Below are 12,351 nucleotides of genomic sequence, written 5' to 3' on the forward strand. Positions count from 1 at the left end.
TCGATCCGGGGCCCCGCCCTGTTTATGCGTGTTGACGATGGCGGACGGCTCATGCGTACTGCTCGAAGGCGGACGTCGAAGGCCCGGCCCCCGTGGGGACCGGGCCTTCCCGCGTGCGTCGGCCCTACGCCTACGCCTTGCGCAGCCGGAACGTCAGCGACAGCCCCTCGTCGGTGAACGGCTCACCGTAGGAGTCGTCCGCCTCGCCCTGCCCGAAGTCCGTCGCCAGGACCTCGTCGGCGATCAGACCCGCGTGCTCGCCCAGCGCGGCGATCACCGCGGGGTCGGTCGACACCCATCGCAGCGCGATCCGGTCGGCCACGTCCAGCCCGCTGTTCTTGCGGGCCTCCTGGATCAGGCGGATCGCGTCACGGGCCAGCCCCGCCTGCCGCAGCTCCTCCGTGATCTCCAGGTCCAGCGCCACCGTCGCACCGGAGTCGGAGGCCACCGACCAGCCCTCACGCGGCGTCTCCGTGATGATCACCTCGTCCGGTGCCAGCGCGACCGTCTCGCCGTCGACCTCGACCGACGCCGTGCCCTCGCGCAGGGCCAGCGACAGCGCCGCCGCGTCCGCGTTCGCGATCGCCTTGGCGACGTCCTGGACGCGCTTGCCGAACCGCTTGCCCAGCGCGCGGAAGTTCGCCTTGGCGGTGGTGTCCACCAGGGAACCGCCGACCTCGGACAGCGACGCGAGCGCGCTCACGTTCAGCTCCTCGGTGATCTGGGCGTGCAGCTCGGGGTCGAGGGACTCGAACCCGGCCGCCGCCACCAGCGCCCGCGACAGCGGCTGCCGGGTCTTCACGCCCGACTCCGCGCGCGTGGCCCGCCCCAGCTCCACCAGCCGCCGTACCAGGACCATCTGCCTCGACAGCTCCGGGTCGATCGCGGAGAGGTCCGCCTCCGGCCAGGAGGCCAGGTGCACCGACTCCGGGGCGCCCGGCGTCACCGGCACGACCAGGTCCTGCCAGACCCGCTCGGTGATGAACGGGGTCAGCGGGGCCATCAGCTTCGTGACCGTCTCGACGACCTCGTGCAGGGTGCGCAGCGCCGCCTTGTCGCCCTGCCAGAAGCGGCGGCGGGAGCGGCGCACGTACCAGTTGGACAGGTCGTCGACGAACGCCGACAGGAGCTTGCCGGCGCGCTGGGTGTCGTACGACTCCAGCGCCTGCGTCACCTGGTCGGTGAGGGCGTGCAGTTCGGACAGCAGCCAGCGGTCCAGCACCGGGCGGTCGGCCGGGGCCGGGTCCGCCTCGCTGGGCGCCCAGTTCGACGTACGGGCGTACAGGGCCTGGAAGGCGACCGTGTTCCAGTACGTGAGGAGCGTCTTGCGGACGACCTCCTGGATGGTGCCGTGGCCCACGCGCCGCGCCGCCCACGGTGAGCCGCCCGCCGCCATGAACCACCGCACCGCGTCCGCGCCGTGCTGGTCCATCAGCGGGATCGGCTGGAGGATGTTGCCCAGGTGCTTGGACATCTTGCGGCCGTCCTCGGCGAGGATGTGGCCCAGGCACACGACGTTCTCGTACGACGACTTGTCGAAGACCAGCGTGCCGACCGCCATCAGCGTGTAGAACCACCCGCGCGTCTGGTCGATCGCCTCGGAGATGAACTGCGCCGGGTAGCGGCTCTCGAACAGCTCCTTGTGCTTGTACGGGTAGCCCCACTGCGCGAACGGCATCGAACCCGAGTCGTACCAGGCGTCGATGACCTCCGGCACGCGCGTGGCCGTCTGGGCGCAACGGGGGCAGGGGAAGGTGACGTCGTCGATGTACGGGCGGTGCGGGTCCAGTTCGGACTGGTCGGTGCCGGTCAGCTCGGTGAGCTCGGCGCGCGAGCCGACGACCGTGAGGTGGTCGTCCGCGCAGCGCCAGATCGGCAGCGGGGTGCCCCAGTAGCGGTTGCGGGACAGCGCCCAGTCGATGTTGTTGTTCAGCCAGTCGCCGTACCGGCCGTGCTTGACCGTGTCCGGGAACCAGTTGGTGTTCTCGTTCTCCTGGAGGAGGCGGTCCTTGATGGCGGTGGTGCGGATGTACCAGGACGGCTGCGCGTAGTAGAGGAGCGCGGTGTGGCAGCGCCAGCAGTGCGGGTAGCTGTGCTCGTACGGGATGTGCTTGAAGAGGAGGCCGCGCTGCTGGAGGTCCTCGGTGAGCTGTTCGTCCGCCTTCTTGAAGAAGACGCCGCCGACCAGGGGGACGTCCTCCTCGAACGTGCCGTCCGGGCGGACCGGGTTGACCACGGGCAGGCCGTACGCGCGGCAGACCCGGAGGTCGTCCTCACCGAAGGCGGGGGACTGGTGGACCAGACCCGTGCCGTCCTCGGTCGTCACGTACTCGGCGTTGACCACGTAGTGCGCCGGCTCGGGGAACTCCACGAGCTCGAACGGACGTTGATACGTCCAGCGCTCCATCTCGGTGCCGGTGAAGGTCTGGCCGGTGGTCTCCCAGCCCTCGCCGAGCGCCCTGGCGAGAAGCGGCTCGGCGACGACGAGCTTCTCCTCGCCGTTCGTCGCGACGACGTAGGTGACGTCGGGGTGGGCGGCGACGGCCGTGTTGGACACCAGCGTCCAGGGGGTCGTCGTCCAGACCAGGAGTGCGGCCTCGCCGGCCAGCGGACCGGAGGTGAGCGGGAAACGGACGTACACGGAAGGGTCGACGACCGTCTCGTAGCCCTGCGCCAGCTCGTGGTCCGACAGGCCCGTGCCGCAGCGCGGGCACCAGGGGGCGACGCGGTGGTCCTGGACCAGCAGGCCCTTGTTGAAGATCTCCTTCAGCGACCACCAGACCGACTCGATGTACTCGGGGTCCATGGTGCGGTAGGCGTCGTCGAGGTCGACCCAGTAGCCCATGCGGGTCGTCAGCTCGGTGAACGCGTCGGTGTGCCGGGTCACCGACTCGCGGCACTTGGCGTTGAACTCGGCGATGCCGTACTTCTCGATGTCCGGCTTGCCGCTGAAGCCGAGCTCCTTCTCCACCGCCAGCTCCACCGGCAGGCCGTGGCAGTCCCAGCCGGCCTTGCGGGCCACGTGGTAGCCGCGCATGGTGCGGAAGCGGGGAAAGACGTCCTTGAAGACGCGCGCCTCGATGTGGTGGGCGCCCGGCATGCCGTTGGCGGTGGGCGGGCCCTCGTAGAACACCCACTCGGGGCGGCCCTCGGACTGCTCCAGGGTCTTGGCAAAGATCTTCTGCTCGCGCCAGAAATCGAGCACCGCGTGCTCAAGCGCGGGCAGGTCGACCTGGGCGGGCACCTGGCGGTACTGCGTCATCGATCTTCCTCCGGCGGACTTGCTGCCTTCCGTCCGGAGGGACGAGAGCCGAGTCGTTCCGTACGCCGGTGTCGGCGCGCTCCCGCGGTACCACCCTCCTTGGCCCCCCGGTGCCTCGTGCGCTCCGGTGAGCCCCCTCATTGGGGTCGCGATGCCGGTTCTACTCGCCGCTCCCTGTCGGCTGCGGCTTTCTTCCGGCGGCTCCGGGGTGATCTTCACGTCGCGCTCGCCCCCGGGCTCACACCGTCCCCGGGTCGCTCTGGGCTGCGTACGCCGCTACTCGTCCCCATCCACGCTTCTCGCTCCGCCCAGTGTACGGCCCGCCGACGACAGCGGCCGACCGGTTTTCCGGCCTCCGCGCGCACGGCGGGCGTGTGGGCGGGGGTGACCCGAATGGAGCGGTACTCATGTTCGGATTCTGGGACGCCCGGCCCGGCGGATTACCCCGCTGGGAGCTGGGCACAACGGATGCAGGCTCGCCGCGCGGCTGGTGCGAGCCGGGCGAATCGGGCGGTGTGCCCCGTTGCCGCGGGACTCAAGTCGATTTATCGTCCCAGCACGATTCGCGTGCAAGATCACAATATGTGAAGGGGCCGCGGCCATGGTGGCGAAGAAGACCGCCGTAAAGCAGTCGGCGTCCGGCAGGTCCACGAGCACCTCCGGCGGTGCGGCCAAGGAAGTGAGCGGGAAGAAGACGGTGCGGTCGGGGACTCCGGGCACCGCGGACGCGGGGGCTGCCGCCGGCCAGAGGGCGGTGGGCAAGAAGACCGCCGGGAAGGCCACGGAGACGAAGAAGACGGTCGCCAAGAAGACGACCGCGAAGAAGACGGTCGCCAAGAAGACGGTCGCCAAGAAGGCGGCCGCCAAGAGGACGGCCAGGAAGGAAGCCGGGGGGAAGGCGGAGGCGACGGTTGCGAAATCGGCGTCTACGAAGGCAGCGGACGGGAAGAAGGCGGTTGCCAAGAAAGCGGCATCCAAGAAGGCGGTCTCGAAGAAGGCCGTCGGTGAGAAGGCGGCCGCTTCCAAGGACGCGAGCGCCAGAGGCGCGAGCGGTAAGAGCACGAGCAGCAAGAGCACCAGCAAGAGCACGGCCAAGAAGGCGGGCGCGGCGCAGGCCGCGGAGCAGACGGGAGCCACGACAGTGGTTGCGAAGAAGACTCCTGGCACAGCCACGGCGGCACGGACCGCCGTTCCCCAGGCACGGGTCGCCGCGGCGGAGCCCGGCGAGCTGGCGGTGCGCCCCGGCGAGGACCCCTGGACCCCGGAGGAGGTCGAGGAGGCGCGCGCCGAGCTGCTGTCCGAGGACGCGCGGCTGCGTGCCGAGATCGCCTCCTCCGAGGAGTCCCTCGCGGGTCTGATGCGGGACTCCGGGGACGGCGCCGGCGACGACCAGGCGGACACCGGCACCAAGAACATCACGCGCGAGCACGAGATGGCCCTCGCGGCCAACGCGCGCGAGATGCTCGACCAGACCGAGCGCGCCCTGCAGCGGCTGGACGCGGGCACGTACGGTCTGTGCGAGAACTGCGGCAACCCGATCGGCAAGGCCAGGATGCAGGCGTTCCCGCGGGCCACCCTGTGCGTGGAGTGCAAGCAGAAGCAGGAACGCCGGTACTGAGGGTCCCGCAGGACGTGCCGTACCCTCGTCCTCAGTCGGTATCTAGGTTGAGGGACTCACGTGGCAGAGGCGGAGCGCATCATCGGTACGCCGGACACCCCAGAGGCTGCGGGGGCCGAGCCGGAGCAGGACGTGGCCGCGCGGCCCAGGGGCAAGCGCCGTGTCGCGGTGCTGTTCGCGGTCGCCGCCTTCGCGTACCTCCTCGACCTGGGCAGCAAGCTGCTGGTGGTCGCCAAGCTGGAGCACCACGCGCCGATCGAGATCATCGGCGACTGGCTGAAGTTCGAGGCGATCCGCAACGCGGGCGCGGCCTTCGGCTTCGGCGAGGCCTTCACGGTGATCTTCACGATGATCGCGGCGGCGGTGATCGTGGTGATCGCCCGCCTCGCCCGCAAGCTCTACAGCCTGCCCTGGGCGATCGCGCTGGGCCTGCTGCTGGGCGGCGCGCTCGGCAACCTCACCGACCGGATCTTCCGCTCGCCGGGCGTCTTCGAGGGCGCGGTGGTCGACTTCATCGCCCCCAAGGGCTTCGCCGTGTTCAACCTGGCCGACTCGGCGATCGTCTGCGGCGGCGTCCTGATCGTGCTGCTGTCCTTCAAGGGCCTGGACCCGGACGGCACCGTCCACAAGGACTGACCGGAGCGAGTCCGGCGGTTGTCCACAGGCTCCGGTCGGGGCTGTCGGCGCGGTCCGGCATACTCGACGGGTGAGCACGATTCCCGAGATCCGTACCCTGCCCGTGCCCGACGGCCTGGAGGGCGAGCGCGTCGACGCCGCCATCTCCCGCATGTTCGGCTTCTCCCGGACCAAGGCGGCCGAACTCGCCGCGGCGGGCAAGGTGCAGGTCGACGGCGCGGTCGTCGGCAAGTCCGAGCGGGTGCACGGCGGCGCCTGGCTGGAGGTCGAGATGCCGCAGGCGCCCGCCCCCGTGCAGGTCGTCGCGGAGCCGGTCGAGGGCATGGAGATCGTGCACGACGACGACGACGTGGTCGTGATCGTCAAGCCGGTGGGCGTGGCCGCGCACCCCTCGCCGGGCTGGACCGGACCGACCGTCATCGGCGGCCTGGCCGCCGCCGGCTACCGCATCTCCACCTCCGGCGCCGCCGAGCGCCAGGGCATCGTGCACCGGCTGGACGTGGGCACCTCGGGGCTGATGGTGGTGGCCAAGTCGGAGTACGCGTACACGTCGCTCAAGCGCCAGTTCAAGGAGCGCACGGTCGACAAGCGGTACCACACGCTCGTACAGGGCCACCCGGACCCCACCAGCGGCACCATCGACGCGCCCATCGGCCGCCATCCCAACCACGACTACAAGTGGGCGGTCACGGCCGACGGCAAGCCCTCCGTGACGCACTACGACCTCATCGAGGCGTTCCGCGCGGCCTCCCTGCTCGACGTGAAGCTGGAGACGGGCCGCACCCACCAGATCCGCGTCCACATGGCCGCCCACCGCCACCCCTGCGTCGGCGACCTCACCTACGGCGCCGACCCGACCCTCGCCAAGCGGCTGCGGCTGACCCGGCAGTGGCTGCACGCCGTCCGGCTGGGCTTCGAGCACCCCGGGGACGGCCAGTGGGTGGAGTTCGCCAGCGACTACCCGGCCGACCTCCAGCAGGCGCTGGACCAGGTGCGCGAGGAGACGTACGCGTGAGCCTGCCCTACGTGGTCCGGGTCGCCGAGGACCCCGCCGACCGCGAGATGTGCTTCGCCGTGCGCAAGGAGGTCTTCGTCCGCGAGCAGGGGGTGCCCGAGGACCTGGAGTACGACGCGTACGACCCCCTCGCCGTGCACGTGCTGGCGGTAAGGGAGGACGGGGTGCCGCTCGGCACCGGGCGCCTGCTGTACGGGGAGGCGGCCGCGGCCAAGGCCGGCGGCGACCCGGCTGTGGGGTCGCTGGGGCGGCTCGCCGTGGCCCGGGAGGCGCGCGGGCTCGGCGTCGGCGTCGCGCTCGTCCGGGCCATCGAGGAGGCGGCACGCGCGCGTGGCCTGACGGCGGTGGACCTGCACGCCCAGACGCACGCGCTCGGCTTCTACGAGCGGCTCGGGTACGAGGCGTACGGGCCGGAGTACCCGGAGGCGGGCATCCCGCACCGGGCGATGCGGCGCGCGCTGTGACCGGAGGCCGAAAGCGCTGGTGAGATCGTCGGCGTGGCAGGCTTGAGGTCTGCCGCCTGTACGTCGATCCTCCCGGAGCGCTGACCGTGGATCAGTTGGCCCTGTTGTTCGTCCTGTTGGTCGGGGCCGTGCTGAGTGTCCCGGTGGGGGACCGGTTCGGGCTGCCGGCGCCGGTGCTGATGACCCTGCTCGGGGTCGTTCTCGCGGTGGCCGACTTCGTGCCCAACGTCAACGTCCCCCCGGACCTGATCCTGCCCCTGCTGCTGCCGCCGTTGCTGTACGCCGCCGTACGGCGCACCTCCTGGCGGCAGTTCGCGGCGAACCGGCGGCCGATCTTCCTGCTGGCCGTGGCGCTGGTGTTCGTGACCACCGTGTGCGTGGCCGTCGTCGCCCACGCGATCGTGCCCGGGCTGCCGGTCGCCGCCGCCGTGGCGCTGGGCGCGCTGGTCGCACCGCCCGACCCGGTCGCCGCCACCGCCGTCGCCGGACAGCTCGGCCTGCCGCGCCGGCTCGTCTCCATCCTGGAGGGCGAGGGGCTGTTCAACGACGTCACGGCGATCGTGCTGTACCACGTGGCCATCGCCGCCGCCGTCAGCGGATCGTTCCATCTCGGCGAGGCCGCGTTCGAGCTGGTGCTCTCGGCGGTCGTCGCCGTCGCCATCGGCGTCGCCCTGGGCTGGGGCGCCAACAGGCTGCTGGACCTGCTCGGGGACCCCACCCTCCAGGTCGGCCTGACGCTGCTCGTGCCGTACGCCTCCTACGTCCTGGCCGAGGAACTGCACGGCTCCGGTGTGCTCGCCGTGCTCACCACCGCGCTGTTCCTCGCCGAGTACGCCACCGACCCCGACGACGTGATGACCCGGCTGGCCGGGCACACCTTCTGGGACATCGTCGACACGCTCGTCACGGGCGTCGCCTTCGGGCTGATCGGCCTGGAACTGCACAACGCCCTCCGCACGGCGGCCGGGCGGTGGGGGGAGATGCTCGGCTGGGCGGCGGCGATCGTCGGCGTGGTCGTCCTCGTGCGCCTGGTGTGGCTGCTGCCGGCGACCTGGCTGACCAAACGGCTGCACGCCAGGCGGGACCACGACGAGGACATCCCGACGAGCTGGCGGGAGACCGTCGTCATGTGGTGGTCGGGAATGCGGGGTGTGGCCTCCGTCGCGCTGGCCCTCGCGATCCCGCTGAAGACGGACGACGGTTCGGCGTTCCCGGACCGGGACGAGATCGTGTTCATCGCCTTCGGCGTGATCATGGGCACGCTGGTGCTGCAGGGGCTGACCCTGCCGTGGCTGGTCCGGCGGCTGGGGGTGCAGGCCGACACGGAGCGGGAGAAGGAGTTCGAGCGGGAACTCGCCGTACGGGCCGCCAAGGCGGCCAAGCGCAGGCTCCGGGAGATCGAGGAGGTCGAGGAGCTGCCGGAGGAGCTGTCCGAGCAGATGCTGCGGCGGGCCTACGAGATCGGGGTGCGGATCAGTCCGGAGATGGGGGAGGAGGAGCGGCGGGAGGCGCACGAGATGCGGGTGCGGCGGCTGAAGCGGATGCGGCGCATCCAGGGCGAGTTGCTGAGCGCCGCGCGGCACGAGGTGCTGGCGGCGCGGAGCGAGCCGGGAGCCGACCCGGAGGTGGTGGACCGGGTGCTGCGCCATCTCGACGTGCGGAGTCTGCGCTGAGAGTCTGCGCTGGGAGTCTGCGCCGACCCCAAAACGCTTGCGGTCGGGGGGCGTGCCGTGCCTAGGGTCGGATCATGGCTCGCAATGTCGTGATCAGTGGTGGTGGAACGGGAATCGGGCTTGCCACGGCGCAGGTCTTCGCGGCGGACGGCGATCGGGTGCTCCTGCTGGGGCGCCGGGCCGACGTGCTGGCGAAGGCCGACGTGCCGGGCGCCCTGACGTATGCCGCCGATCTCGGCGACCCGGCCGCCGTGCGCGGGGTCGCCGACTTCGTGGCGCGGGAGTGGGGGACCGTGGACGTCCTGGTCCACGGCGCGGGAGGCACCGGGCAGCTCGAACCCCCGGCGGACAGCGACGACCCCCTCGACCGCGTCGCCCACAACTGGACCGTCAACTTCCGGCTCAACACCCTCACCGCGGCCCTGCTCACCGAGGCCCTGAAGGACCGGCTCGCCTCACCCGGCGGCCGCGTGCTGTTCATCAGCTCCATCGCCGCCTACCGGGGCTCCGGGAGCGGGGCGTACGGCGGCGCCAAGGCGGCGCTGCACCCGTACGCCCACGACCTGGCCCGGGAGCTCGGGCCGCGCGGGATCACCGCGAACGTGGTCGCGCCCGGCTACATCGAGGACACCGAGTTCTTCGGGCCGGCCATCGACCCCGCCCGGCGCGAACGGCTCGTTGCGGACACCCTGGACAAGCGCCCCGGCACCCCGGGAGACGTCGCCGCGACCCTGCACTGGCTCGCCTCACCGGGCGCCGGGCACGTCACCTCGCAGATCGTCCAGGTCAACGGGGGCGCGGAGCGCGGCCACTGAGGCCCGGTCAGCCCCGGCCGGGCCGCGGCACGTCCTGGGTGTGACGGGCGGCGGCACCGTCGCGGTGGACGTCGAACCGCCCGTCGTGGTGTCCGTCGCGGTGCCCGTCGAGGGCGGGCCGGCTCGGCAGCGGCGCCGCGTCCGCGGTGTTGACGCGGGGCAGCGCGTACGGGTGCTCCTTGCACAGCCAGTCGATCATCTGCTCGCGCACGGTCACCCGTACCGTCCAGATGTCGTCCGCGTCCTTGGCCGTCACCAGGGCCCGCACCTGGATGGTGTTGGGCGTGGAGTCCGTGACGACCAGGCTGTAGTCGCGGCCGTCCCAGGCGGGGCACGCGCGCAGGATGTCGCGCAGTCGCCGGCGCATCGCCTCGACGGGCGCCGAGTGGTCGAGATGCCAGTAGACGATGCCGGTCATCTGCGTGCCGCCGCGCGACCAGTTCTCGAAGGGCTTGGAGGTGAAGTACGACACCGGCATGGTGATCCGGCGCTCGTCCCAGGTCCGTACCGTCAGGAACGTCAGCGTGATCTCCTCGACCGTGCCCCACTCGCCGTCCACCACGACCGTGTCGCCGAGCCGCACCATGTCGCCGAAGGCGATCTGCAGCCCCGCGAACATGTTGCTCAGCGTGGACTGGGCGGCGACACCGGCGACGATGCCGAGGATGCCGGCCGAGGCCAGCAGCGAGGCGCCGGCCGCCCGCATCGCGGGGAACGTCAGCAGCATCGCGGCCACGGCCATCACGCCGACGATCGCGGACACCACGCGCATGATCAGCGACACCTGGGTGCGCACCCGCCGCACCCGGGCCGCGTCGTGATGGGCGCGGGCGTACCGGGTGTACGACGTCTCGACGATCGCCGCCGCGATCCGGATCACCAGCCAGGCGGCCGACCCGATCAGCACCAGGGTCAGCGTCCGGCCCACTCCGACGCGGTGCTCCTCCAGCAGCCTCGCCTCGTCGTAGGACCCTCTGAGCAGTGCGGCGCAGATCACCAGTTGGTAGGGGATCCTGCCGCGGCGCAGCAGTCCCCACAGCGGCGTGTCGTGTTCCCTTTCGTCGGCTTTGCGGAGGAGGCGGTCGGTGGCCCAGCCGATGGCCATGGTGAGCACGACGGCGCCGCCGACCACGATCAGCGGACGGAGTACGTTCTCCATGCCTGCGAACCTAACCGGCACCGGGCGGTCATGAACATGTGAGTTCTGCGCCGTCCTGGGTACGGGCGCGCGCCCGCGGTGTCGGACCCGGCTGGCACCATGGCCTCATGAACATCATGCTCTTCCATTCGACCTACGGGCTGCGTCCCGCGGTGCGCGAGGCCGCCGACCGGCTGCGCGGCGCGGGGCACGAGGTGTGGACTCCGGACCTCTTCGACGGGCGTACGTTCGAGACGGTCGAGGAGGGCATGGTCTTCAACGCCGAGCTGGGCAAGGACGAGCTGCTCAAGCGCGCGGTGCTGGCCGCCGCGCCGTACTCGGAGCGGGGGCTGGTGTACGCCGGGTTCTCGCTCGGCGCCTCCGTCGCCCAGACCCTCGCCCTCGGCGACGAGAAGGCCCGCGGCCTGCTCCTGCTGCACGGCACCTCGGACCTCGCGCCGAACGCCTCGGTGGACGGCCTGCCGGTCCAGCTGCACGTGGCCGAACCCGACCCCTTCGAGCCCGACGACTGGCTGAGCGCCTGGTACCTGCAGATGCGCAGAGCGGGCGCGGACGTGGAGGTGTACCGGTACGCGGGCGCCGGCCACCTCTACACCGACCCCGGACTGCCGGACTACGACGCCGAGGCCGCCGAGGCCACCTGGCGGGTGGCGCTCGGCTTCCTCGAAACCCTCTGAGGGACCGCCCGGGAGGCTTTCTGACAGACCCTCCGGCCGGACGGTCAGATGATCAGACGGGGTCGTACGTCCGCTCGACCCTCTGCGTGCCGCTGCGCGTGCGGTACGACCGCGCCCAGGAGGCCGTCGCGGCGGCGTCGGTGCGGTCGGACAGGACGTAGTAGTCCATCTGCGCGCGCTCGGCGGTGATGTCCAGCACGCCGAAGCCGTGGCGGTCGGTGTCCACCCAGTGGACGTGCCGGTTGGCGGCCCTGATGACTGGCGCGGCGATCGCGGAGACCGTGCCCTCGGGGACCTTCACGATGTCGTCGAGGTTGTCGGAGGTCACGGAGGTGACCACGAACTCCGTGGCCGCCGACGCCGACAGCGGGTAGGTCCCGGCGTCCACCGGCACGTCGTTGGCCCACGCCATGTGGATGTCGCCGGTGAGGAAGACGGTGTTGCGGATCGCGTTCGACGTCAGGTGGGCGAGCAGTTCGCGCCGGTCGTCGGTGTAGCCGTCCCACTGGTCGGTGTTGAGCGCGAGGCCCTCCTGGGGCAGCCCGAGCAGCTTGGCCAGCGGCTTGAGCAGGTCCGCGGAGAGCGAGCCGACGGCGAACGGCGCGATCATCACGGAGTTGCCGACCAGCCGCCAGGTGGTGTCGGAGGCCGTCAACCCGGACTTCAGCCAGTCCAGTTGCGCCCGGCCGGTGATCGTGCGGTCCGGGTCGTCCACCGAGCCGGAACCCGTGGACGCCTGCTGGGAGCGGAAGGAGCGCAGGTCCAGCAGCGACAGGTCGGCCAGCTTGCCGAAGCGCAGCCGCCGGTAGGTGGTGCCCTCGACCGCCGGGCGCACCGGCATCCACTCGAAGTAGGCCCGCTTGGCGGCCGCCTTGCGGTCGGTCCAGGTGCCCTCGGCGCCCTCGGTGTGGTTGACCGCGCCGCCGGACCAGGCGTTGTCGGCGAACTCGTGGTCGTCCCAGATGGCGATGACCGGCGCCTTGGCGTGCAGGGCCTGCAGATCCGGGTCGGTCTTGTACTTGCCGTGCCGGG

10 protein-coding genes are annotated in these 12,351 nt (G+C 71.4%); 7 read left to right on the forward strand and 3 right to left on the reverse strand.

Translation table 11 applies throughout. The features are described from left to right. Positions 1-130: 130 nt before the first annotated feature. Positions 131-3,262, reverse strand: a complete 3,132-nt coding sequence (ileS, locus tag ACYF6T_RS43460) for an isoleucine--tRNA ligase (protein WP_461703510.1) — start codon at positions 3,260-3,262, stop codon at positions 131-133. 601 nt (positions 3,263-3,863) lie between these two features. Between ileS and ACYF6T_RS43465 the strand changes: the two genes are divergently transcribed. The 6 genes from ACYF6T_RS43465 (at position 3,864) to ACYF6T_RS43490 (ending at position 9,483) form a co-directional block, all read left to right on the forward strand. Beyond that, positions 3,864-4,880: a TraR/DksA family transcriptional regulator gene (locus tag ACYF6T_RS43465; protein WP_461703511.1), complete on the forward strand. Its 1,017-nt coding sequence runs from the start codon at positions 3,864-3,866 to the stop codon at positions 4,878-4,880. A gap of 60 nt (positions 4,881-4,940) precedes the next feature. Then, a complete protein-coding gene (lspA, locus tag ACYF6T_RS43470) occupies positions 4,941-5,516 on the forward strand; it encodes a signal peptidase II (protein ID WP_461703512.1) in 576 nt (191 codons plus the stop codon). 70 nt (positions 5,517-5,586) lie between these two features. Beyond that, positions 5,587-6,531 carry an RluA family pseudouridine synthase gene (locus ACYF6T_RS43475; protein WP_461703513.1) on the forward strand — a complete coding sequence of 315 codons (945 nt, stop codon included), beginning with the start codon at positions 5,587-5,589 and terminating at the stop codon, positions 6,529-6,531. Then, the gene (locus ACYF6T_RS43480; RefSeq protein WP_461703514.1) at positions 6,528-6,995 is read left to right on the forward strand and encodes a GNAT family N-acetyltransferase; all 468 of its coding nucleotides are present in this window, start codon (positions 6,528-6,530) and stop codon (positions 6,993-6,995) included. The genes ACYF6T_RS43475 and ACYF6T_RS43480 overlap by 4 nt, the downstream gene beginning before the upstream one ends. 86 nt (positions 6,996-7,081) lie before the next feature. Next, positions 7,082-8,668, forward strand: coding sequence for a Na+/H+ antiporter (locus ACYF6T_RS43485; protein WP_461703515.1), 1,587 nt, complete (start codon positions 7,082-7,084; stop codon positions 8,666-8,668). Between the two features lie 74 nt (positions 8,669-8,742). After that, positions 8,743-9,483 (forward strand): SDR family NAD(P)-dependent oxidoreductase, encoded by a 741-nt coding sequence (locus ACYF6T_RS43490; RefSeq protein ID WP_461703516.1) that lies wholly within the window; start codon positions 8,743-8,745, stop codon positions 9,481-9,483. Positions 9,484-9,490: 7 nt separating this feature from the next. Here ACYF6T_RS43490 and ACYF6T_RS43495 read toward each other — a convergent pair whose 3' ends face one another. Then, complete coding sequence (locus ACYF6T_RS43495; RefSeq protein WP_461703517.1) at positions 9,491-10,642, reverse strand: mechanosensitive ion channel family protein; 1,152 nt, start codon at positions 10,640-10,642, stop codon at positions 9,491-9,493. A 107-nt stretch (positions 10,643-10,749) separates the two neighbouring features. Between ACYF6T_RS43495 and ACYF6T_RS43500 the strand changes: the two genes are divergently transcribed. Continuing rightward, positions 10,750-11,319, forward strand: a complete 570-nt coding sequence (locus ACYF6T_RS43500) for a dienelactone hydrolase family protein (RefSeq protein ID WP_461703518.1) — start codon at positions 10,750-10,752, stop codon at positions 11,317-11,319. A gap of 52 nt (positions 11,320-11,371) precedes the next feature. Here ACYF6T_RS43500 and ACYF6T_RS43505 read toward each other — a convergent pair. Beyond that, positions 11,372-12,351, reverse strand: a 980-nt coding sequence (locus ACYF6T_RS43505; RefSeq protein ID WP_461703519.1) for an alkaline phosphatase D family protein, incomplete at its 5' end; no start/stop codon positions are given.

Source organism: Streptomyces sp. 7R007 (genome assembly GCF_054850255.1).

Excerpts from the sequence above, each read along its gene's own strand:
- ACYF6T_RS43500 (WP_461703518.1), top strand. The coding sequence starts at position 10,750 with ATGAACATCATGCTCTTCCATTCGACCTACGGGCTGCGTCCCGCGGTG.
- ACYF6T_RS43495 (WP_461703517.1), bottom strand. The coding sequence starts at position 10,642 with ATGGAGAACGTACTCCGTCCGCTGATCGTGGTCGGCGGCGCCGTCGTG.
- ACYF6T_RS43465 (WP_461703511.1), top strand. The coding sequence starts at position 3,864 with ATGGTGGCGAAGAAGACCGCCGTAAAGCAGTCGGCGTCCGGCAGGTCC.
- ileS (WP_461703510.1), bottom strand. The coding sequence starts at position 3,262 with ATGACGCAGTACCGCCAGGTGCCCGCCCAGGTCGACCTGCCCGCGCTT.
- ACYF6T_RS43490 (WP_461703516.1), top strand. The coding sequence starts at position 8,743 with ATGGCTCGCAATGTCGTGATCAGTGGTGGTGGAACGGGAATCGGGCTT.